16 protein-coding genes are annotated in these 23403 nt (G+C 73.4%); 12 read left to right on the plus strand and 4 right to left on the minus strand.

Annotation, left to right across the window (positions count from 1 at the left end; genetic code table 11):
• Positions 1–16: 16 nt before the first annotated feature.
• Complete coding sequence (locus tag ABD207_RS16680) at positions 17–2851, minus strand: lysylphosphatidylglycerol synthase domain-containing protein (RefSeq protein ID WP_344013786.1); 2835 nt, start codon at positions 2849–2851, stop codon at positions 17–19.
• 350 nt (positions 2852–3201) lie between these two features.
• Here ABD207_RS16680 and ABD207_RS16685 point away from each other — a divergent pair, with 350 nt between their 5' ends.
• From ABD207_RS16685 to nudC, 5 genes are all read left to right on the plus strand, one after another.
• Positions 3202–3537, plus strand: coding sequence for an MGMT family protein (locus ABD207_RS16685; RefSeq protein WP_344013806.1), 336 nt, complete (start codon positions 3202–3204; stop codon positions 3535–3537).
• Positions 3538–3788: 251 nt separating this feature from the next.
• Positions 3789–7808: a UvrD-helicase domain-containing protein gene (locus tag ABD207_RS16690; protein ID WP_344013787.1), complete on the plus strand. Its 4020-nt coding sequence runs from the start codon at positions 3789–3791 to the stop codon at positions 7806–7808.
• A gap of 214 nt (positions 7809–8022) precedes the next feature.
• Complete coding sequence (locus tag ABD207_RS16695) at positions 8023–11733, plus strand: UvrD-helicase domain-containing protein (RefSeq protein ID WP_344013789.1); 3711 nt, start codon at positions 8023–8025, stop codon at positions 11731–11733.
• A 10-nt stretch (positions 11734–11743) separates the two neighbouring features.
• Complete coding sequence (locus tag ABD207_RS16700) at positions 11744–13156, plus strand: dipeptidase (protein ID WP_344013791.1); 1413 nt, start codon at positions 11744–11746, stop codon at positions 13154–13156.
• 183 nt (positions 13157–13339) lie between these two features.
• Positions 13340–14284: an NAD(+) diphosphatase gene (nudC, locus tag ABD207_RS16705; RefSeq protein ID WP_344013792.1), complete on the plus strand. Its 945-nt coding sequence runs from the start codon at positions 13340–13342 to the stop codon at positions 14282–14284.
• Positions 14285–14421: 137 nt separating this feature from the next.
• Here the strand turns inward: nudC and ABD207_RS16710 are convergent, their stop codons facing one another.
• The gene (locus tag ABD207_RS16710; RefSeq protein ID WP_344013794.1) at positions 14422–14679 is read right to left on the minus strand and encodes a mycoredoxin; all 258 of its coding nucleotides are present in this window, start codon (positions 14677–14679) and stop codon (positions 14422–14424) included.
• A gap of 298 nt (positions 14680–14977) precedes the next feature.
• Between ABD207_RS16710 and ABD207_RS16715 the strand changes: the two genes are divergently transcribed.
• The 5 genes from ABD207_RS16715 (at position 14978) to ABD207_RS16735 (ending at position 18884) form a co-directional block, all read left to right on the plus strand.
• A complete protein-coding gene (locus ABD207_RS16715) occupies positions 14978–17188 on the plus strand; it encodes an ATP-dependent DNA helicase UvrD2 (protein WP_344013795.1) in 2211 nt (736 codons plus the stop codon).
• Positions 17189–17352: 164 nt separating this feature from the next.
• Positions 17353–17667, plus strand: a complete 315-nt coding sequence (locus tag ABD207_RS16720) for a hypothetical protein (protein ID WP_344013797.1) — start codon at positions 17353–17355, stop codon at positions 17665–17667.
• Between the two features lie 172 nt (positions 17668–17839).
• Complete coding sequence (locus tag ABD207_RS16725; protein ID WP_344005648.1) at positions 17840–18208, plus strand: WhiB family transcriptional regulator; 369 nt, start codon at positions 17840–17842, stop codon at positions 18206–18208.
• Positions 18205–18528 carry a hypothetical protein gene (locus tag ABD207_RS16730; RefSeq protein ID WP_344005646.1) on the plus strand — a complete coding sequence of 108 codons (324 nt, stop codon included), beginning with the start codon at positions 18205–18207 and terminating at the stop codon, positions 18526–18528. The genes ABD207_RS16725 and ABD207_RS16730 overlap by 4 nt, the downstream gene beginning before the upstream one ends.
• A gap of 155 nt (positions 18529–18683) precedes the next feature.
• Positions 18684–18884 carry a hypothetical protein gene (locus tag ABD207_RS16735; protein WP_344013799.1) on the plus strand — a complete coding sequence of 67 codons (201 nt, stop codon included), beginning with the start codon at positions 18684–18686 and terminating at the stop codon, positions 18882–18884.
• Positions 18885–18978: 94 nt separating this feature from the next.
• Here the strand turns inward: ABD207_RS16735 and ABD207_RS16740 are convergent, their stop codons facing one another.
• Positions 18979–20340 (minus strand): ABC1 kinase family protein, encoded by a 1362-nt coding sequence (locus ABD207_RS16740; RefSeq protein WP_344013800.1) that lies wholly within the window; start codon positions 20338–20340, stop codon positions 18979–18981.
• Complete coding sequence (locus ABD207_RS16745; RefSeq protein WP_344013801.1) at positions 20333–21547, minus strand: TOMM precursor leader peptide-binding protein; 1215 nt, start codon at positions 21545–21547, stop codon at positions 20333–20335. Before ABD207_RS16745 ends, ABD207_RS16740 begins: the two co-directional genes overlap by 8 nt.
• Positions 21548–21854: 307 nt before the next feature.
• Here ABD207_RS16745 and ABD207_RS16750 point away from each other — a divergent pair, with 307 nt between their 5' ends.
• The gene (locus tag ABD207_RS16750; protein WP_344005638.1) at positions 21855–22484 is read left to right on the plus strand and encodes a M48 metallopeptidase family protein; all 630 of its coding nucleotides are present in this window, start codon (positions 21855–21857) and stop codon (positions 22482–22484) included.
• 298 nt (positions 22485–22782) lie between these two features.
• On the plus strand, positions 22783–23403 hold a 621-nt coding region (locus ABD207_RS16755; protein ID WP_344013802.1), incomplete at its 3' end, for a TerD family protein.

Below are 23403 nucleotides of genomic sequence, written 5' to 3' on the forward strand. Positions count from 1 at the left end.
TCCGAGCAGGCGAGGGCTACAGCGCTTCCTTGCGGGTGAGGTGGTTGAAGGCGAGCCAGCCCGGCAGCACCGGCAGCCACAGCGTCAGCAGCCGGAACAGCAGCACGGCCGGGGTGGCCACCGCCTGCGGGAGACCCACGGCGATCAGACCGACGGTGAGGGTCACCTCGACCGCGCCCACACCGCCGGGGGTCGGCGCCGCGGAGCCCAGCGCGTTGCCCGCGAGGAAGACCACGGCGACGCTGGCGATGCTGATGGAGGTCGACTCGTCGCCGAAGGCGCGGACCGAGGCGTCCAGGCAGAGCACGAAGCAGGCGGTCAGCAGCAGCATGCCGCCGATGCCGGTGATCAGCTTCTGCGGCCGCTGCAGCACGTCCAGCATGCGCGGCACCACACCCGCGAAGAGCGAGCGCACCCGGGTGACGACGAACTTCCGCAGGAACGGCACCGAGGTCACCACCAGCATCAGCACCGCCACCGTCAGCAGGCCCGCGATGACCGTGCGGGACGGCGACAGCGAGGGCGTCTTCTCGGTGCCGGTCAGATAGCCGAAGGCCAGCAGCATCAGGACGTGACAGCCGAGCCCGAACAGCTGCGAGGCGCCGACGCTGGCCACCGCGAGGCCCGGCCGCACCCCCGCCCGCTGGAGGAACCTGGTGTTCAGCGCCACGCCGCCCACCGCCGCCGGGGCGACGATCTTCACGAAGGAGCCGGCCACCTGGGCGGCCACGGTGCGCAGGAAAGGCACCCGCTCCGGCACGAACCCCAGCAGCGCCAGGGCCGCCGCGAAGTAGGTGGCCGCCGAGAACAGCACCGCCGCGATCACCCAGCGCCAGTCCGCGTTGGCGATCAGCGGCCCGAACTCGATGTGGGTGAGCTGGGTGAGCAGGAAGTACGCGCCGATGGCTCCGGCGATGAAGCTGATCAGCGTGCGCGGACGCACCCGCTCCAGACGGGCCGGCTCCACCGGCGCCTGGGGTCTGATCCGCAGCACCTGGTGCCGGATCTGGGTGAGCAGATCCTCCTCGCGCGCTTCCTCCAGGGCCTCGTCCAGCGCCCGCTTCTCGGCCCGCTGCTCGGCCCGCGTGGCCTTCTTGCCGGGCTTGCCGGGCTTGCCGGGCTTGCCGGGCGGGGTGCCCGCGGACTGCTCGGCGCGCAGCTGCTTGGCCTGCCGGGACGCCTCCAGCACCGCCTCGCGTTCGCGTTCCGCGCGCTCCCGGGCCAGCTTGCGCAGGGTGGCGCGGGTGGAGCGGCTCAGCGCGATCGGCTGGAGCATGGGCAGGCAGTCCGCCACGGCGTCCGGTCCGAGCACGCTCACCGCCGAGTTCACCGCGCGCTCGGCGCCCACCCGCAGGCCGAGCGTCACCAGCAGCTGGGCGATGTCCATGCGCAGCAGCAGCTCGCCGGCCGCGATCTCACCGGCCCGCAGATCGGTGAGGAACACCTTGCCGGAACGATCCACCAGGATCGCCTCGCCCACCAGCCTGCGGTGCGCGATGCGGCGCGACTGCAGCGCCCGCACCTGGAGCCAGGTGTCGCGCAGCAGCTCGTCGGTGATCTCCTCGTCGGACAGCGTGTCGAGGGTGCGTCCGCCGATGTGCTCGTAGACGAGCATGACCGCGTCGGGGCCGAGCTCCGAGGTCGCGATCAGCTTGGGCGCGTTGGCCCCGGCCGCGATCGCCGCGTAGGCCAGCAGCGCCTCCTGCTCCAGCGCCTGGCGCAGCGAGGGGAGGCTGCGGCGGGTGGCGAAGCCGCGCAGGGTGAGGTTGCGCCACGCCCGGTAGAAGAAGCCCTGGGCCTGCTGCTCGCGGTCCACCACCGTCACGTCCAGCGGCGGGCCGTCCTCCAGGGTGACGAAGTAGCGGCGGCCCCGGTCGCCGGCCTCGGGGGACTCCGCGGACTCCACCCGGGAGGCGGTCACCGGGCGGAAGCCCACCGTGCGCAGGCCCGCCATCAGGGTCCGCCCGGTGGGACGCACATTGGGCGAGCCGACGGCGTAGAGCGTGCCATAGGCGACGGTCCAGCCGATCAGGACGGTGAGGATGATCGAGAACGGGGTGGTGTACCCCGCGACCAGCATGGAGAAGGCGTCGAGCAGCAGCACCACCCACAGCACCGCGCGCCACCGGGGTCTGCGGGACATCCCGACGGCCGTCATGTACGCGATCACCGGGGCGAGATAGCCGTGCACGGGATCGGTCAGGGCGTTGACGTCACCGGGGGAGGGCTGGGTGAGCGCCTCCTGGATGGAGTCGGGGGCGGCCCGTGCCACCCACAGATCGGTGGCGAGGGTCACCCCGTGCGCCAGGACGGCCGCGAGCACGCCGTCGGCGATCCGCAGGCCGTCGCGTTTGATCAGCCGCTCGATGGCGAACGCCACCGGCACCAGCAGGATCGCGATGCTGGAGGCCAGTCCCGCGATCTTGATGAGCAGGTCGGGCGCCTGTCCGGTGCCCTTGTTGATGTCCTGCTCCAGGCCGGCCGTGGTGCCGTGGGCGAACGCGGCGATCGCCAGCAGCACGCCGACGGCCAGGATGCCCACCAGCAGGCGCATGAGGTCGGACGGGCGGTGCACGCGGGCCGGGAGCAGCGGCTCGTCGCCCTCGACCTCGTCGATGTGCACCGTGTCAGAAATGTCGGGCGCGTCCTGCTTCTTTGCCGCCTCACGCCGGGTGTTCTTACCGGATTCGCGTGACTCGCTCGACTTGCCCGACTTGTCACCGTGCTGCGGATCGCCCGGCCTGCTGCCGCCCGTCGGGCCGGTGTCCGGGGTCTCCGGGCGGGTCTCCGGGCGCGACGAAGCGTCAGAGGTGCCCTCCGTGCCCTCGGGGTGCGCACCCTGCTGCTTCATCGTCTCTTCTTGGTCTCGTATCACCAGTCACCGCCCGCACGATGGTGGCATGCCGTACCGGTACAAGGGGGCATCAGGGTCCATATGCGGGCCGCACAGTCTGCCGGAAGCGCCGCCCCGGGGCGAGACACTCGCGTGCGCCCGTGCGCGTCGCGTTGTCGGTGGCGTGGTGCAGGATGGGCCGGATGAGTCAGGAGAGCCGACTGCCGGACACCACTGCCGGCACCGGGAGCGAGGGCGCCGGTCAGGCCCGCGCGGATGCCGCCGGTGCGGGGGAAGCCCGCGCGGATGCGGCCGGTCGGGCCCACGCCGGTGCCGCCGGTGCCGGGGAGGCCCGTGCCGGTGACGCTCTGCCGCCGTACGTGGAACGCGTCCTCGAGGTGGCCGAGCTGATCCCTCCGGGCCGTGTCATGACGTACGGGGACGTGGCCGAGTGGCTGGGGGAGGGCGGCCCGCGCCAGGTGGGGCGGGTGATGTCCCTGTACGGCGGCGCCGTCCCCTGGTGGCGGGTCGTCCGCGCGGACGGCGTCCTGCTGCCGGGGCACGAACTGCGGGCCCTGGCCCACTACCGCGCGGAGGGCACGCCGCTGAAGGCGGCGAGCCGGGCCGCCGAGGGCCACCTCCCGCGCCTCGACATGAGACGCGCGCGGTGGGACGGCGGCGGACACACGGAGGGTCACACCTGACAGCTTCCGGCATCCGGCGCCGCGCCGTGTGGCCTGTGATCCGTACGGGGGAAGAAGGGCACGTCCGTGCCATGACGTACGTTCGTGAGGCGAGGGACGCGGGTGGCGCGCGTGCCTGGCGGGAAGAAGCGGAAGCCCTGCTTCCGGGGTCTCCACCGGCGTAGCGTCGGCTGCACGCGTCCCCCTCATCCCGCGGCCACCGCCCGCACCGCGCGGGACACCCAGCACAACCACCAGGACCGGCGAACCACGTGAGCTCCTCTTCCTCCACCAGCGACCTGCCGCACCCCCGGGTGCGCCGGGGGAGCCGTGGCGCCTATCGGCTGGTGCGTACCCCGCCGGCTCGCGTGAATCCCCCTCCACTGGACGCCGCACAGCGCTCCGTGGTTGACCACGACTCCGGTCCGCTGCTGGTCCTCGCCGGTCCGGGCACCGGGAAGACCACCACGCTCGTCGAGTCCGTCGCCGCCCGCGTCGCCCGCGGCCAGGACCCCGAACGCATCCTGGTGCTCACCTTCAGCCGGCGCGCGGCGGTGGAACTGCGCGACCGCCTGGCGCTGCGCACAGGCGCCGCACGCGCCCCGCAGGCGACCACCTTCCACTCGTTCTGCTACGCCCTGGTCCGCGCCCACCAGGACAGCGACCTCTTCGTGGAGCCGCTGCGGCTGCTGTCCGGCCCCGAGCAGGACGTCACCGTCCGCGAGCTGCTGGCCGGGCAGGCCGACCTGGAGAAGCTCGGCCTCGCGCATGTGCGCTGGCCGGACGAGCTGCGCGCCTGCCTGACCACCCGCGGCTTCGCCGACGAGGTCCGCGCGGTGCTCGCCCGCAGCCGCGAACTGGGGCTCGGGCCCCGGGAGCTGGAAGCCTTCGCCCGCCGCATCGGGCGCCCCGACTGGCGGGCCGCCTCCGCCTTCCTCGCCGAGTACCTCGACGTCCTCGACCTCCAGGGCGTCCTCGACTACGCCGAGCTCGTCCACCGCGCGGTGCTGCTCGCCCGCCGCCCCGAGGTCGCCGCCCGGCTCGTCGAGCAGTACGACGCCGTGTACGTCGACGAGTACCAGGACACCGACCCCGCCCAGGTACGGCTGCTGCACGCCCTGGCCGGCGGCGGCCGCACCCTGGTCGCCTTCGGCGACCCCGACCAGTCGATCTACGCCTTCCGGGGCGCCGACGTGAACGGCATCCTCGACTTCCCGCACGCCTTCCGCCGGGCCGACGGCCGGCCGGCCCCGGTCGAGGTGCTGCGCACCTCCCGCCGCTCCGGCGCGGCGCTGCTGGCCGCCACCCGTCTGATCACCCAGCGCATGCCGCTGCCGCGGCTGCCCGCCGACAAGGTCCGCGCCCACCGCGAGCTCACCGCGGCGCGCGACGGCGGCCGGGTCGAGGTGTACACCTACCCGACGCCCGGCACCGAGCTGGACAACATCGCCGACATCCTGCGCCGCGCCCACCTGGAGGACGGCGTCCCGTGGAGCGAGATGGCCGTCCTGGTCCGCGCCGGCGCGCGCACCCTGCCCACACTCCGCCGCGCCCTCACCTCGGCCGGCGTCCCCGTCGACGTCGACGGCGACGACGTACCCCTGCGCCACGAGCCGGCGGTGGCCCCACTGCTGACGGCACTGCGCGCGGTCGCCACGGCGGAGGTACGGCGCAGGGACGCCGGGGGCGCGGGGGTCGCGGGGGACGCGGCGGGCACGGAGGGTGCTCCGGAGACCGGTGGCCGGGGGAGTGCGGGGTCGGAGAGCGCCGGTCTGGCATCCGGTGACGGGGAGTCCGGCGGGTCGGGTGCTGATGGTGCTGAGGCCGGCGGGCCGGGTGCCGGTGGCGGGGAGCCAGGTGACCTGGCTGCCGGTGGTGTGGGAGCCGGAGCCGGAGCCGGAGCCGGAGCCGGTGGTCCGGTGTCGGCTGGTGCGGTGTCGGGGCATTACGGGCCGGGGGCCGCGGAGCGCGGCGGTCCGAGCGTCGGTGAGACGGCGTCCGGTGATCACGAGCGCGGCGAGGCGGAGTCCGGCGGGTCGGGTGACGGTGGTGCTGAGGTCGGCGGGCCGCGTGCCGGTGGCGGGGAGCCAGGTGACCTGGCTGCCGGTGGTGTGGGAGCCGGAGCCGGAGCCGGAGCCGGAGCCGGAGCCGGTGGTCCGGTGTCGGCTGGTGCGGTGTCGGGGCATTACGGGCCGGGGGCCGCGGAGCGCGGCGGTCCGAGCGTCGGTGAGACGGCGTCCGGTGATCACGAGCGCGGCGAGGCGGAGTCCGGCGGGTCGGGTGACGGTGGTGCTGAGGCCGGCGGGCCGGGTGCCGGTGGCGTGGAGTCCGGCGGCCCGGAGTCCGGCCATGCGGGGTCCGGGGACTCCGAGCCCGGTGTCGCGGAGCGCGGCGGAGGCGAGGAGGCCTGCTGGCTGGACACCGAGACCGCGCTCACGCTGCTCACCTCGCCGCTCGCCGGGATGGACACCGCCGATCTGCGGCGCCTCGGGCGCGCGCTGCGGGAGGAGGAGCGGGCCGCGGGCAACCCGTTGCCGCCGCCGTCGGACGAGTTGCTCGCGCGGGCGCTCGCCGAGCCCGAGCGGCTGGCCGTGCACGACCCGGCGTACGCGCGGGGGGCGCAGCGCCTGGGCGCGCTGCTGCGCAAGGCACGTGAGTGCCTGGCCGGCGGGGGCACCGCCGAGGAGGTCCTGTGGGAGCTGTGGAGCGGCACGCCCTGGCCGCAGCGCCTGGAGCGCGCCGCCCGGCGCGGCGGCGCGGCCGGACGCAACGCCGACCGGGACCTCGACGCCGTCTGCGCGCTGTTCGCCACCGCCGCCCGCGCCGAGGAGCGCACCGGGGGCCGCGGCGCCCTGAACTTCCTCGAGGAGATCGAGGCCGAGGACATCGCCGCCGACACCCTCACCCGCCGCGCCGCCCGCCCCGACGCCGTACGCCTGATGACCGCGCACCGCTCCAAGGGGCTGGAGTGGCGGCTGGTCGTGGTGGCGGGCGTGCAGGAGGGGCTGTGGCCGGACCTGCGCCGCCGCGGCTCCCTGCTGGAGGCCGACCGCATCGGCCGCGACGGCCTCGCCGAACCCCTCACCCCCGGCGCGCTGCTCGCCGAGGAGCGCCGCCTGTTCTACGTGGCCGCCACCCGTGCCCGGGACCGGCTGGTGGTGACCGCGGTGAAGGCACCGGCCGACGACGGCGACCAGCCCTCCCGCTTCCTCACCGAGCTCGGCGTCGAACCCAGGGACGTCACCGGCCGCCCGCGCCGCCCGCTGTCCGTGGCGGCGCTCGTCGCCGAGCTGCGCGCCACCACCGTGGACCCACGGGTCTCCGACGCGCTCCGTCAGGCCGCCGCACAGCGCCTTGCCCGGCTCGCCGCACTCACCGACGAGGACGGCCGCCCGCTGGTGCCGGCCGCCCACCCCTACCGGTGGTGGGGCATGTTCGAGCAGACGGAGTCCAAGGTGCCGCTGCGCGACCGCGACCAGCCCGTGGTGCTCTCCGGCAGTGCCCTCGACCAGCTCGCCAACACCTGTGCCCTGCAGTGGTTCCTGGGCCGCGAGGTGAAGGCCGACGCCCCCGCCACGGCCGCCCAGGGCTTCGGCAACGTGGTGCACGTCCTCGCCGACGAGGTGGCCTCCGGACGCACCCCGGCGGACCTCGACGTACTCATGGAGCGCCTCGACTCCGTGTGGAACGCCCTCGCCTTCGACGCGCCGTGGAAGTCGGCGCAGGAGAAGGAGAACGCCCGGGTGGCGCTGGAACGCTTCCTGAAGTGGCACGTCGACTCCAACCGCCTGCGCCCCGGACGCACCCCGGTGGCCAGCGAGCACGACTTCGACGTCACCCTGGAGGCCGGCGACTACCAGGTCCGCATCCGCGGCCAGATGGACCGCGTGGAGGCCGACGGCGAGGGCCGCGCCTACGTCGTCGACTTCAAGACCGGCAAGCAGGCGCCCACGGCCAAGGAGGTCGAGCGGCATCCGCAGCTCGCCGTCTACCAGCTCGCCGTCCGCGAGGGCGCCGTCGACGACGCCTTCGACGGGGTGCGTCCCGAGCCGGGCGGCGCCGAACTGGTCCAGCTGCGGCAGGGAGCCGCCCAGCGGGACGGCGGCGAGACCCTGCCCAAGGTGCAGGCGCAGCAGCCGCTGGAGGGGGAGTGGGTCGGCGAGCTGCTGGCCACCGCCGCCGGGAAGGTGCTCGACGAGCGGTTCACCCCGAGCGCGGGCCAGCACTGCACGCGCTGCGCCTTCCGCGCCTCGTGCAGCGCCCGGCCGGAGGGGCGGCACGTGGTGGAGTAGGGCGGCTCCGAGGTTCGTGGTGGAGTGAGGGGCGGCTCGCGGACTCTGCGCAGGGGGCGCACGCTGCCGGCGCACGGGGCTCCCCGCTGCCGGCGCACGGGGCTCCCCGCTGCCGGCGCACGGCTCCCCGCTGCCGGCGCACGGGGCTCCCCGCTGCCGGCGCCCGCACCTGCCCGTCATCCGTTGTCAGTGGCCGCCGCTAGCCTTCCTCGATGTGCCCGCACGTATCACCGATCCCGAGCAGCTCAAGGAGCTCCTCGGCATCCCGTTCACCCCGGAGCAGACGGCCTGCATCACCGCGCCGCCCGCCCCGCAGGTGATCGTGGCCGGAGCCGGCTCCGGCAAGACGACGGTGATGGCGGCGCGCGTGGTCTGGCTGGTCGGCACCGGCCAGGTCGCCCCCGAGCAGGTGCTCGGCCTCACCTTCACCAACAAGGCCGCCGGTGAACTCGCCGAACGCGTCCGCAAGGCACTGATCAAGGCCGGCGTCACCGACCCCGACGCCATCGACCCGGACAACCCGCCGGGCGAGCCCGAGATCTCCACGTACCACGCCTTCGCGGGCCGCCTGCTGACCGACCACGGACTGCGCATCGGGCTGGAGCCCAGCTCCCGGCTGCTCGCCGACGCCACCCGCTACCAGCTCGCCGCCCGGGTGCTGCGCGAGGCACCCGGCCCCTACCCGGCCCTCACCCGCTCCTTCGCCGACCTCGTCGGAGACCTGCTCGCCCTGGACGCCGAGCTCTCCGAACACCTGGTGCGCCCCGAGGACTTGCGCGCCCACGACACCGAGCTGCTGTCCACCCTGAGCCGGCTCAAGCTCACCAACGCCGACCTGCGCAAGGTCCCCGAAGCCGCCGCCGCCCGGCGCGAACTGGCGGACCTGGTGCTGCGCTACCGCGCCGCCAAACGCGAACGCGACCTGCTCGACTTCGGCGACCAGATCGCCCTGTCCGCCCGGCTCGCCGCCATCCCGGAGGTCGGCCGCATCCTGCGCGACGAGTTCCGGGTGGTGCTCCTCGACGAGTACCAGGACACCTCCGTCGCCCAGCGCGTCCTGCTCGCCGGGCTGTTCGGCGGCGGCACCGGCCACCCCGTCACCGCGGTCGGCGACCCCTGCCAGGCGATCTACGGCTGGCGCGGCGCCTCCGTCGCCAACCTCGACGACTTCCCCGAGCACTTCCCGCACGCCGACGGACGCCCGGCCACCCGCCAGTCGCTCAGCGAGAACCGCCGCAGCGGCGGACGCCTGCTGGACCTCGCCAACGGCCTCGCCGAACCGCTGCGCGAGCTGCACGCCGGGGTGGAGGCCCTGCGCCCGGCCCCCGGCGCCGAACGCGACGGCATGGTCCGCTGCGCCCTGCTGCGCACCCACGCCGAGGAGCTGGAGTGGATGGCCGACTCCATCGCCCACCTGGTGCGCACCGGGAAGCCGCCCGGCGAGATCGCCGTGCTGTGCCGCACCGCCACCGACTTCGCCGACATCCAGGCCGCCCTGGTCGCCCGGGACGTGCCCGTGGAGGTCGTGGGCCTGTCCGGCCTGCTGCACCTGCCGGAGATCGCCGACCTGGTCGCCGTCTGCGAGGTGCTGCAGGACCCGGGCGCCAACGCCTCCCTGGTCCGGCTGCTGACCGGGCCGCGCTGGCGCATCGGCCCCCGCGACCTGGCCCTGCTGGGTCGCCGCGCCCGGCTGCTGGTGTCGCATGCGCGCGTGGAGGGCGACGACGACCCCGACCGGCGGCTCGCCGAGGCCGTCGAAGGAGTCGACCCGGCCGAGGTGATCTCGCTCGCCGACGCCCTCGACACCTTCCTGGAGACCCCGCTGGACGGCGACGGAGGCGACGACGGGCTGCCCTTCTCGCCCGACGCGCGGGTGCGCTTCGCCCGCCTCGCCGCCGAACTGCGCGATCTGCGCCGCTCCCTGGCCGACCCGCTCATGGACGTCCTGCACCGTGTGCTCGCCGTCACCGGCCTCGAGGTCGAACTGTCGGCGTCCCCGCACGCGCTCGCCGCCCGCCGCCGCGAGACCCTGGCCAACTTCCTCGACATCGCCGCCTCCTTCGCCGCCGGCGACGGCGAGGCGACCCTGCTCGCCTTCCTCGGCTTCCTGCGCACCGCCGCCCAGTACGAGAAGGGTCTGGACAACGCGCTGCCCGGCGGCGAGAACACCGTCAAGGTGCTCACCGCGCACAAGTCCAAGGGCCTGGAGTGGGACGTCGTCGCCGTCCCCGGCCTGGTCAAGGGCACCTTCCCCAGCAGCCAGGGCCGGGAGAAGTGGACCGCCCAGGGCAAGGTGCTGCCGCACCGGCTGCGCGGCGACGCGGCCACCCTGCCCGACGTCACCTCCTGGGACGCCCGCGGCATGAAGGCCTTCCACGCGGCGATGAAGGAGCACCAGCACACCGAGGAGCTGCGCCTCGGCTACGTCACCTTCACCCGGCCCCGCTCCCTGCTCCTCGGGTCCGGCCACTGGTGGGGTCCCTCGCAGAAGAAGCCGCGCGGCCCCTCCGAGTTCCTGCTGGCCCTCCACGACCACTGCGCCGCCGGGTACGGCGAGATCGAGGCGTGGGCGGAGAAGCCGGCCGAGGACGAGGAGAACCCGAGCCTGCACCGGCCCGCCGGCGACCAGATGTGGCCCCTGCCCCTGGACGACGCCGCCCTCGCCCGTCGCCGGGCCGCAGCCGAGACCGTCCTCGCCCACCTCGACGCACTCGCCGCCCGCGAGAACGGCCACCCGGCGGCCGCGCCCGAGCCGCACACATACCCGGACACCTACGAGGACCCGGACTGGCCCCCTCCGCCGGACGACGAGGAGCTCCTGCCGGAGCACGGGGAGCTCCTGCCGGAGCACGGGGAGCTCCTGCCGGAGGACGAGGATCCGTTCTCCGGGGACGACGATCCGTTCCTTGGGGACGAGGATCCGTTCTCCAGGGAGGACGATCCGTCCCTTGGGGACGAGGACCCGTTCCCCGGGGAGGGCGAGTCGTTCGCCGAAACCAGCGGCACGCTCGCCGAGGACCGCGACCACCACCTGCCGGACCCCTCGGACCGCCTCGACCGGCCCACCGCCCCGGACCGCCCCACCATCCCGCGCCAGACCACAGCCCCGGAAGACAGCGGCCGCACCCGCGCGCCGGGGCCCGCACAGCTCCGCACCTCGCACCCCGCGGAGCCCGCCGACAGCCGCCTCACCCCGGAGGAAGCCCGCACCGTCGCCTCCTGGGACCGCGACCTCGACGCCCTCACCGGGGAGCTGCTGCGCGCCCGCCAGAGCGTCACCGAGGTGCAGCTGCCGGCCTCGCTCACCGCCTCCGAGCTGCTGCGGCTGGCCGCCGACCCGGACGGCTTCGCCAAGGAGCTGGCCCGCCCCATGCCCCGCCCGCCGCAGCCCGCCGCCCGCCGGGGCACACGCTTCCACGCCTGGGTCGAGTCCCGCTTCGAGGAGCTGACCCTGCCCATGCTGGAGCCGGAGGAGCTGCCCGGCAGCGAGGCGGAGATCGCCGACGAACGCGATCTCGAGGCGCTCAAGGAAGCCTTCGAGCGCACCGAGTACGCCCGCCGCACGCCCTACCGCGTGGAGGCCCCGTTCCAGCTCAGCCTCGCCGGGCGCGTGGTGCGGGGCCGCATCGACGCCGTCTACCGGACCGGGGAGGGCGAGGGCGAACAGGCCACGTACGAGATCGTCGACTGGAAGACCAACCGCGCCCCCACGGCCGACCCGCTCCAGCTCGCCGTCTACCGGCTCGCCTGGGCCGAGCAGCAGGGCGTACCCCTGGAGAACGTCACGGCCGCGTTCCTGTACGTGCGCACCGGCGAGGTGGTCCGCCCCGAGGGGCTGCCGGACCGCGCCGGGCTGGAGCGGCTGCTGCTCGGGGAGCCGTCCGGTGAGATACCGCACGCCGAGGACGCCCCCGCGGGCCGATAGGCTCGGGGGCATGAGCCAGCCCGTTGACAGTGCCGTCGACGCCGTCCGTGCATACATCGATCAGCACCGCGCCGCCTTCCTCGACGACCTCGCCGCATGGCTGCGCATCCCCTCCGTGTCGGCCCAGCCCGAACACGCCGCCGACGTGCACCGCAGCGCCGAGTGGCTCGCCGCCAAGCTCAAGGAGACCGGGTTCTCGACCGCCGAGGTCTGGCCGACCCCGGGTGCCCCGGCCGTCTACGCCGAGTGGCCCTCCGCCGACCCCGGCGCACCCACGGTGCTGGTCTACGGCCACCACGACGTGCAGCCCGCCGCCCGCGCGGACGGCTGGGACAGCGAGCCGTTCGAACCGGTGGTCAAGGGGAACCGCCTGTACGCGCGCGGGGCGGCCGATGACAAGGGGCAGGTGTTCTTCCACCTCCTCGGCGTCCGCGCCCACCTCGCCACCACCGGCCGCACCACCCCGGCCGTCAACCTGAAGCTGCTGATCGAGGGCGAGGAGGAGTCCGGCTCGCCGCACTTCCGGGCGCTGGTCGAGCAGCACGCCGAGCGGCTCGCCGCCGACGCCGTGATCGTTTCCGACACCGGGATGTGGTCCGAGGACACCCCCACCGTGTGCACCGGGATGCGCGGCCTCGCCGAGTGCGAGATACGGCTGTACGGCCCCGACCAGGACATCCACTCCGGGTCCTTCGGCGGCGCCGTGCCCAACCCCGCCACCGCAATCGGCCGCCTGGTCGCCGCCCTGCACGACGAGAACGGGCGCGTGGCGATCCCCGGCTTCTACGACGGCGTGATCGAACTCACCGACCGCGAGCGGGAGCTCTTCGCCGAGCTGCCCTTCGACGAGGAGCGGTGGCTGGCCACGGCCAAGTCCCACGGCACCGCGGGGGAGGCCGGCTACAGCACCCTGGAGCGCATCTGGGCCCGCCCGACCGCCGAGGTCAACGGCATCGGCGGCGGCTACCAGGGCGCCGGCAGCAAGACGATCATCCCGTCCTCCGCCATGGTGAAGCTGTCGTTCCGGCTGGTGGCCGGCCAGGACCCGGCGCACATCGAGAAGATCGTCGGCGACTGGGCCCGGGCCCAGGTGCCCGACGGCATCCGCTGCGAGATCGGCTTCAGCTCCGCCACCCGCCCGTGCCTGACCCCGCTGGACCACCCGGCGCTGCAGTCCGTGGTCCGAGCGATGGGCAGGGCCTTCGGCAAACCCGTCCGCTTCACCCGCGAGGGCGGCTCCGGCCCGGCCGCCGACCTCCAGGACGTGCTCGGCGCCCCCGTGCTCTTCCTCGGCATCTCCGTCCCGTCCGACGGCTGGCACGCCCCCAACGAGAAGGTCGAGCTCGATCTTCTGCTCAAGGGCGTCGAGACCTCCGCCCACCTGTGGGGCGACCTCGCCGAGCACTGGCGGCACGCCCCCTGAAGAACCGAGCGGCCCCGGGCCCGGCCCGCCGACGGGCGGGTCCGGACCGGCCACCCGGCCGGGGCACACTGGAAGAACCCCGCCCACCGGCCGGAAGCGCCGCCGGACCGGTCGCCTCCCGCCCCACGTCCGCCGAACCGCCCGCCGACCCGATCCGTTCCACTGGGGGAGTTGGAAGCACCCGTGACCACCTGGACCGACCACACCGCCGACCGCCCCATCTCGCTCACCGCGCCCAGCGGCATCGACCGCGCCGCGCACCACCGGCTCGACGAGGCATGGCTCGCGGCGGCGTGGAGCCACCCCTCGACGCGCTGCTTCGTGGTCTCCGGCGGCCAGGTGCTCATCGACGAGACGCCCGACGGCCGTACCGAGCTCGTCATGACGCCCTCCTTCGAGGCCCCGCTCACCGAGGCGCACCGCTACTTCCTCGGCATCGACGAGGACGGCGTCGCCTACTTCGCCCTCCAGAAGGACTCCCTGCCCGGCCGCATGGACCAGTCGGCGCGTCCCGCCGGCCTGCGCGAGGCGGGCCTGCTGCTGTCCCCCAGGGACGCCGCGCTGATGGTGCACGCCGTCGGGCTGGAGAACTGGCAGCGCACCCACCGCTTCTGCTCCCGCTGCGGCGAGCGCACCGTGATCGCCGCGGCCGGTCACATCCGCCGCTGCACGGCCTGCGGCGCCGAGCACTACCCCCGCACCGACCCGGCCGTGATCATGGCGGTCACCGACCAGGACGACCGCATCCTGCTGGGCCGCCAGGTCCACTGGCCCGAGGGCCGCTTCTCGACGCTCGCCGGCTTCGTGGAGCCCGGCGAGTCCATCGAGCAGTCGGTGCGGCGCGAGGTGCACGAGGAGGTCGGCATCAGCGTCGGCGAGGTCCAGTACATCGCCAGCCAGCCCTGGCCCTTCCCGTCCAGCCTGATGCTGGGCTTCTTCGCCCGGGCCACCTCCACGGAGATCAGCGTCGACGGGGACGAGATCCACGAGGCCCGCTGGTTCTCCCGCGACGACCTGACCGCCGCCTTCGAGTCCGGCGAGGTCCTCCCGCCCTACGGCATCTCCATCGCCGCCCGCCTCATCGAACGCTGGTACGGCAGGCCGCTCCCGACCCGCAGCTTCGTCTGAGCACCGGGAGGGGCGGTGCCGAGCACTCCGAGAGCGGCGCTTCCGGACACGCGAAAGGGACGGTTCCGAGCACGCGAAAGGGGCGGTTCCGGCCAAGGAACCGCCCCTCTCGTTCGCCGATGCCCGGACGCCGGGGATCAGACCGCGAGGGCCTGCTTCACCTGGGCCAGGCTCGGGTTCGTCATCACGATCTCCTCGCCGCCGGTGGCGGGCACGATCCGCACCGTGGGCACCGTCTGGTTGCCGTTGTTCGCCTTCTCCACGAACGCCGCGGACTCCGGGTCCTGCTCGATGTTGATCTCGGTGTACGCGATGCCCTCGCGGTCCAGCTGGCTCTTCAGTCGGCGGCAGTAGCCGCACCACGTGGTGCTGTACATCGTCACAGTGCCCAGCATGTCCTTGTGCGCTCCTTCGGCGGCTGAGGGAAAGAAGTCGGTGCTGCTGACAGGGGAACGTACTTGAAAGCGCCACAATTCCCGCAGTCGGTGCCCGGCCGGGCCAGACGGACGTGATGCCCGCCGCATCAGCCGGACGACGCCTGCCGCCCTGGCCGGAGGTGATGCCCGCCGCCCTGGCCGGAAGTGGTGCCCGCCGCATGCGGCGGACGTGACGCCTGCCGCATTGATACGACTGCAAGCCCCTGCCTGTGGACAACCGGCTCACCCGTCTCCCGCGACCTGGCAGCATGGCCGTGTGACAGCAGCAACGCACTCCTCGCTCTTCCCGCAGGTACCCGACTCGGCCGATGCGGTGCTCGAAGGGCTCGACCCCGAGCAGCGCGAGGTCGCCACCGCGCTGCACGGTCCGGTGTGCGTGCTGGCCGGCGCCGGTACGGGCAAGACCCGGGCGATCACCCACCGGATCGCCTACGGGGTGCGCGCCGGCATCCTCCAGCCGTCCAGCGTGCTCGCCGTCACCTTCACCAACCGCGCCGCCGGCGAGATGCGCGGCCGGCTGCGCCAGCTCGGCGCCGTCGGCGTCCAGGCCCGCACCTTCCACTCGGCGGCCCTGCGGCAGCTGCAGTACTTCTGGCCGAAAGCCATCGGCGGGTCCATGCCCCGGCTCGTCGACCGCAAGGTCCAGCTCGTCGCCGACGCGGCGGCCGCCTGCCGCATCCGGCTCGACCGCGGTGAGCTGCGGGACGTCACCTCCGAGATCGAGTGGTCCAAGGTCACCCAGACCGTCCCCGGCGACTACGCGCCCGCCGCCGCGAAGGCCGGCCGCGAGACCCCCCGCGACCCCGCCGAGATCGCCCAGATCTACTCCGTCTACGAGGACCTCAAGCGCGAGCGCGGCGTAATCGACTTCGAGGACGTGCTGCTGCTCACCGTGGCCGTGCTGCAGGACCGCCCCGACGTCGCCGAGCAGGTCCGCGCCCAGTACCAGCACTTCGTCGTCGACGAGTACCAGGACGTCAGCCCCCTCCAGCAGCGCCTGCTGGAACTGTGGCTCGGCGACCGGGAGAACCTGTGCGTGGTCGGCGACGCCAGCCAGACGATCTACTCGTTCACAGGCGCAACCCCGGACTACCTCCTCGACTTCCGCACCCGCCATCCGGGCGCCACCGTCGTCAAACTCGTCCGCGACTACCGCTCCACCCCCCAGGTGGTCCACCTCGCCAACGGGCTGCTCGCCCAGGCCCGCGGCCGCGCCGCCGACCACCGGCTGGAGCTCGTCTCCCAGCGCGCCCCTGGCCCCGAGCCGGTCTTCACCGAGTACAGCGACGAACCGGCCGAGGCCGAGGGCGCCGCCCACCGGATCCGGGAACTGATCGAATCCGGTGTTCCGGCCAGCGAGATCGCCGTACTGTTCCGCACCAATTCCCAGTCCGAGACCTATGAGCAGGCCCTCGCGGACGCCGGGGTGCCCTACCAGCTGCGCGGCGCCGAGCGCTTCTTCGACCGGCCCGAGGTGCGCAAGGCGATCGCCGCCCTGCGCGCCGCGGCCCGCTTCGGCGGCAACGACCACCTCCTCGACGACGCCGTCGACCTGCCCTCCCAGGTGCGCGCCGTGCTCTCCGGCGAGGGCTGGACCCCCGAGCCCCCGGCCGGCTCGGGAGCGGTGCGGGAACGCTGGGAGTCCCTGGCCGCCCTGGTGAACCTCGCCCAGGACTTCGCCGCCGTCCGGCACCAGGCCGGCCTGCCCGACCTCGTCGTCGAACTCGACGAGAGGGCCGGAGCCCAGCACGCCCCGACCGTCCAGGGCGTCACCCTCGCCTCCCTGCACGCTGCCAAGGGCCTGGAGTGGGACGTGGTCTTCCTGGTCGGGGTCGCCGAGGGCATGATGCCGATCACCTACGCAAAGACCGACGAGCAGATCGAGGAGGAACGCCGCCTCCTCTATGTCGGTGTCACCCGCGCGCGCGAGCGGCTGCACCTGTCCTGGGCGCTCTCCCGCTCCCCGGGCGGCCGCCCGAACCGCCGCCCCAGCCGCTTCCTCGACGGCCTGCGACCGGGATCGACCGGCACCGGGGCCAGGGGAGCGGCCGGCGGCACGGGAGGCGTGGAGCGCGGCTTCCCGGCGGCGCGCACCGGGCCGGCGGGGACCGGGAGCCCGCGGCGCAGACTGCGCACCCCCGCCCGCTGCCGGGTCTGCGGGCGCACGCTGACCGACGCGGGCGAGATGAAACTGATGCGCTGTGAGGACTGCCCGTCCGACATGGACGAGGGCCTCTACGAGCGGCTGCGCGAGTGGCGGGCCGAGCAGGCGCGGCGCAGCGGGCAGCCCGCCTTCTGCGTCTTCACCGACAAGACCCTGATGGCGATCGCCGAGTCCTCGCCCGAGGACGAGTACGAACTCGCGCGCATCCCCGGTGTGGGCAGACGCAAGCTGGGCCGCTACGGCGCGGACGTTCTGGCCATCTGCGCAGGCCGGGAGCCCGCCGGGGAGCAGGAACGGGACTGATACGAACTCGTCGAAAAAATAGTTTGCGCATGCCCCGGGAATCCCCATAGGTTCTTAGGCACGGAAGCGGCGGCCTTCTCGGAGGCGCTGATTCCGTGTTGTACTTGCATATCCGCCGGACTGGCTCAGCCCAGTCCCCGATGCGCCGAGAGGAGGCGAGTCCAGTGATCAGCATCAACTTCAGCTCCGACGTCAAAATGACCGATCGCTCGGCCGTCTCCCTGTGCATGCTCGGCGCCTCGAACAAGGGCACCGGTGTGTCCGGCCTCCGTGCCGCCGCGCACCTGGAGTCCGCCATTGCTCCCGCGGGTCTTGCCATTCGTGGGCGCGACGAGCGACCGACCGAGGCACTGGAAGCAGTAGTGGCGCAGGCGCAGGCCTATGCCTTTGCGGCGACCGGTGCCGGATTCCGGAAGCAGACGCAGCACAACCAGATGTGGGCCTTCCGTGGGCCAGAACCCTGGAGTGATCCAGCCTGATTCGTCAGGCCGGCGCCTTCAGGGCCGCGGAACCCCATCCGGGATCCGCGGCCCTTCTGTTTGTCCACCAACGCGGACAGCGGAACGAAGGGGCCTCGGGACAAGAAGAGACCCGGTACCAGCCGCCCATCCGGCCAACCGGCCGGACACGACCAGACGAGGAAGACGAACCGTGCAACTCGAAGCGCACGCCCCGTCCGTACCGCCTTCCGACACGATCCCCAAGCCCGGCTCCACGGAGGACCCGACCTTGACTCCGCTCACCGCGCTCACCGCGCTCGACGACGCCATCGAGAACCTGGACGTGCCCGTCCCCTGCCGCTCCTACGACCCGGAGGTCTTCTTCGCGGAGTCGCCGGCGGACGTGGAGTACGCCAAGTCCCTCTGCCGCACCTGCCCGCTGATCGAGGCCTGCCTCGCCGGCGCCAAGGAGCGGCGTGAGCCCTGGGGCGTCTGGGGTGGCGAGCTGTTCGTCCAGGGGGTTGTCGTTGCCCGGAAGCGGCCGCGTGGTCGCCCGCGCAAGAACCCGGTCACGGCATGAACACCCGCGGAACGATCGACCGTCCCCTCACGCACGACCCCCAGAAGCAGGCCCCGATGACGCCGTCCACTCACGAGCCCGCAGGCTCCGCAACCGAAGACTTCACCACCAGCGGCGCGAACGACTCGCGCCAGAACAGGACCCGAGAGATGCAACTCATCCCAGAAGCCCTGGCCCGTGCGCATATGCACGAGCGACTGCAGGAGGCCGAGCGCGAGCGTCTGGCCTCGCGCCTGGCGACCGCCCGCCGCATGCAGCGGCGAGCCGAGCGTGCCTCGCGGCGTGCCCGCCGTGCGCTCGCCATGGCCGTCATGCAGTAGCCGGCAGCAGTCAAGCAGTAACCGTCACCAGCTGAGAGCGCTGGCCTCCCGACCGGGAGGAGAGCTCCCCTGCGGGGGCCGGTCCGTATCGAAGCGGGCCGGCCCCCGCGGTGCGTCCGGGGGCGGGCCGCCCGGTGCGGCGCTATCGTCGCCGGATGACGAGTCATCCCGGTGACAGCGACGACGGCTCCCCGGCGGAGTCCCTCGTGTGCGCCCGCTGCGGCGCCCGGGCCAAGGGACCACAACCGACCTGGACCTTCTCCGTGGAGCAGGGCGAGCACCGCCACTACTGCGAGGCCTGCTCACGGGAGAACCTGCGCGCGATAGAGGGCAGGCTGGACTCGCAGTGGTGGTAGGGAGCGTCCAGGAACATGGAGGAAGCGGCGGGCAGCGGAACCCGGGCCGGCGGTGACCTGGCCGGCGGTCACCCAGCCGGGAGCCGGGCGCCTCTCACGCCTCGGCCGCCTGCTCCTCCTCGGCCTCGGGCACGAACCCGGGCAGCCACTCCTCCAGCTCCTCCCGCAGCCGGACCGTCGCGCCCAGCTGGCACAGCACACCGATCGTGCTCAACGTCACCCGGTGGATCAGCAGATACGCCGGTGGCAGATTGAGCTGCTTGCCCAACTGGTAGGCGGGGGAACGGGGATCGGCGACCCGGGCCGCCTGGCTGCGCATCCAGCCGCGGGTGAAGGTGAACTCGTCGACCTGCGCCGGCTCGATGATCGGCAGCAGATAGTCGAGGACCGCGTCCGGGTCCAGCTCTATGGACTCCTTGACGAAGCCCTCCTCGCACAGCATCTCGTAGACGGTCTCCGCCTCACCGTCCAGCGTCATCCGCAGCGCCTCGCCGATGGTGACGGGAAGTCCGCCCGGCAGACGGTCCACCGTGCCGAAGTCCAGCACGCCCAGCCGCCAGTCGTCCTCACCGTCCGGACCGCCGGGCAGCAGCCGGAAGTTGCCCGGGTGCGGGTCGGCGTGCAGCAGACCGGTGCGGGCGGGACCCGAGAAGAGGAAGCGCGCCAGAAGCTGCCCGGCCCGGTTGCGCTGCTCCTCGGTGCCGTTCGAGATGATCTCCGACAGCGGGATGCCGTCCATCCACTCGGTGACCAGCACCTGGTCGGTCTGGTGGACCACCACCGGCACCACCACGTCCGGATCGCCGTCGAACTCCTCCGCGTGAACTCGCTGGGCCTGCGCCTCCAGGCCGTAGTCCAGCTCCTCGGAGACCCGGTCCCTCAGCTCCGCGATCAGCGGCTTCACATCCATGCCCGGCACCAGCGGGCCCAGCAGCCGGGCGAAGCGGCTGAGCTGGTTCAGGTCGGACAGCAGGGCCTCGCCCGCGCCCGGGTACTGCACCTTCACCGCCACCTCGCGGCCGTCGTGCCAGACGCCCCGGTGCACCTGGCCGATGGAGGCCGCCGCCGCGGGCTTGTCCTCGAACTCCAGGAAAAGATCGCGCCAGTTCTCGCCGAGCCGCTCGTCCAGCACCCCGTGCACGGTGCGGCTGGGCATCGGCGGGGCCGCCTCCTGCAGCTTGGTGAGCGTCGCACGGTAGGGACCGGCGATCTCCTCGGGCAGCGCCGACTCGAAGACCGACAGGGCCTGACCGAACTTCATCGCCCCGCCCTTCAGCTCACCGAGCACCTTGAACAGCTGCTCGGCGGTGCGCTGCTGCAGCTCGCGGCCGACGATCTCCGCGGACTCGCCCACGATCCGCTTGCCGAGTCCCCAGGTCGCCCGCCCGGCGAAGCCGAGCGGGAGCGCCGCCAGCTTGGCGGTCCTGGTGACCGCCTTGCGGGGAAGATCAGACATGCGCCCTCCAAGTCCCTGCCGGCCGCTGTGCGTGCGCCTCGTGGAGCGACCCCTCCGGCGGCCCGTGCACGGCCATTGTCTCGTGCGACCGCCCCTGACCGGAGGTGTGTTCTCCCTTACCTTTCTCCGCCGCTCCGCACGGGCATGCCGGATGCGCCAGGACCCGGCGCGCATGCCAGTCGAGGCCGGGAAGCGCGACCTCCCACCGGGCTCCCGCACTGGACGGAAGACGGCCGTCGAGAAAGGCGAGCACATGGGCGGCTGCCAGTCCGGCCACCGTAGTGGCAAGAGCGAGGTCGCAGGCAGTCATTCGGTGCTTTCTCCCGGACCGCCACTGGGCGACCAGCCGTGGCCAGACCGGGTCCCGGTCGGTGCGGTGCTGCTGGAGACAGCCCGCGCAGCCGGTCTCGCCCGGCAGCACGAGCGGGCCCACCACACCGGTTCCCTCCACCACCCCGGCGTACAGATGGGGCGTGCCCGAGGCCAGCAGGGGCTCGGCGGAGACCGGGTCGGGCGCGTGCACGGCGACGTCGTCCCGCGGGGCGAGCACCACCAGGGAGAAGCAGGGGGTGTCCGCCGACAGCCGAGGGCGCTCGGCGCGGCGGGGCGGCCGGTCCGGTGCCGCGCGGCGCACGATCCGGCGGACCGCCGCCTCCCGGCGCTCGCCGACGGCCTCGGCGGGCAGCCCGCCCGGCGTCACGTCCCACGGCTCGACCTGCCCCACGTCGCGCACCTCGACCCCTCCGACGCCGGCCCCGGACAGCAGTGCCGCCAGCACCGAGCCCACCCGGCCCGCACCCCGCACCTGCACCCGCGTCTCGCGGCGGGCGGCCAGCCGCCTCAGGGCCTCGCCCGGCTCGGAGGTGGTCAGGGTCAGCGAGGCCAGATCGGGGCCGAGCCGCTCCATGACCTCCCGCTTCTCGCGGAGCGCGTCGGCGGCCGGCCCGCCGCCCCGAGCGTCGTCCAGCAGCCCGGCCCGTGCCAGCCTTCTCACCAGCCGGTCGACCTGGTTGCCGGGCAGATCCATCCGCGGGCCCTGGGCGCGCAGCAGCTCCAGGCCGCGCGTGCCGTCGAGCAGCTCGAGAAAGCTGCCCGTCGCCGTGTCCACCGGCCCCAGCGTCAGTGCCTGCGCCGGCGTCATCCCGAACTGCACCGTGTTCAGATCGCGCCAGCCGCGCCGGAGCGCGGGCTTCACCACCGGATGCATGACAGTCCCCCGTACGTATTCGTGTGCCTGGATCGCGTACTCGTGTGCCTCGTGTGCCTCGTGTGCCTGAATCGCGCACTGGCGTGCGTGGATCGTCCACCGGACGTCCGTCCGGGTCGTCCCCGTGTTCCGGCCGGGCCCGGTCGAGGCCCGGCGACTGCCAGCATGCCCGGATGCGGCGAGGGCCGACGAAAGTTGTCCACAGGCGGGCGGGATTCGTCGTACAAATCCGGCGCCCGGTGGCCGTAACCGCATCGAACCGTCCCGGAGCCGGGACTTCCCGGTGCTCAGCGGGTACGGTCGGGGCGTGCCCGCCGACCCACTGCACCGCGCCGGAAAGTCACAGCGCAGCACGACGAGCCAGCCGACGAGCGGCTCACGGGCGAGCGCGATCGAGGTCCGCAGGAGCGCCCGCCGACGCAGAACGGTCTCCGCGTACCGCGAGGGCGATCGCACCGTCGTGCTCATCCCCGCCCGGATGTCCGAGGCGGAGGAGCAGCGCTGGGTCACCGTCATGCTCGACAAACTGGCCGCGCAGGAGAGCAGGCGGGCGCTCGGCGACGCCCAGCTGGCCGAGCGGGCCGAGCGGCTCTCCGCCCAGTACTTCGAGGGCCGTCCCCGGCCCGCCTCGGTGCGCTGGGTGACCAACCAGAACACCCGCTGGGGCTCGTGCACTCCCTCCGACGGCAGCATCCGCCTGTCGCACCGGCTGCAGGGCATGCCCGAGTACGTCGTCGACTACGTCCTCTGCCACGAACTGGCCCATCTGCTGGTGCCCGGGCACGGGCCGCGCTTCTGGCGGCTGCTGGAGGCGTACCCGAAGACCGAGCGGGCCCGCGGGTACCTCGAGGGCGTGGTCGCCGCCGAGCGGCTGCCGCACGTGCCGGGCGCCCGGGACGAGCGCCCCGCGCAGGACGACCGACCTCAGGACGACTGACCACAGACACGACCGAATTTCAGGACGACCGACCGCAAGGCGAGCGTCCGAGCGGGACGACCGGCCTCAGGACGACTGACCGCAGACACGGCAGGCCTCACGCCGCAGACCCGGCCGGCCTCTCGAAGGACCGACCCCGGACCGGGGAAGTCCGGCCCCGGACCGGCTCCCGTGAGGCCCCACCGTAAGGTGCCGGCGATCGTTCTGTACCGGGTCTGTACCGACTTCATCCGGTGTCCGGGATTGACGTTAGCCTGGCGCGACGCACTCACATTCGGGATGGGGGACGGTCGTACGCATGGCCAGGGAATTCCAACGCGGCCACAAGGCCAAGATCAGTGATCTCACGGCGGGCACGGATCTGTACGTAGGCGTACAGATCTCCGGTCCCGGGCTCACCTTCGACATCAGCTGCTTCGGTCTGGACGCCGACGAACGGCTCTCCGACGACCGGTACTTCGTGTTCTACAACCAGCCGAAGTCCCCGGAGGAGTCCATCCAGCTCCTGGGCGCCCAGGCGGGCGACACGGAGTCCTTCCGGGTCACGCTGGACCGGATTCCCGATCACATCAAGAAGCTCTCCTTCACCGCCACCATCGACGGCGCCGGGCAGATGTCCCAGATCGGCCCGGGCTATCTCCGCATCGTCGCGGGCGGCGAGGAGGTCGCCCGCTATCCGTTCAACGGTTCGGAGTTCACCACCGAGCGGGCCGTGATGCTCGGTGACTTCTACTTCAAGGACGTCTGGCGCTTCGCCGCCGTCGGCCAGGGCTTCGACGGCGGACTCGACGCACTGCTGAAGAACTTCGGCGGCGAGGTCGCCGAGGAGGAGCCGGCCGCCGCGCAGCAGCCGCAGGCCGGCGGTGCCGCGCCCGGCTTCGCGCCGCCGGCGCAGACCGCCTCGCCGCCGCCGTTCGCC

Source organism: Streptomyces thermospinosisporus (assembly GCF_039526425.1).
GTDB lineage: Bacteria > Actinomycetota > Actinomycetes > Streptomycetales > Streptomycetaceae > Streptomyces > Streptomyces thermocarboxydovorans.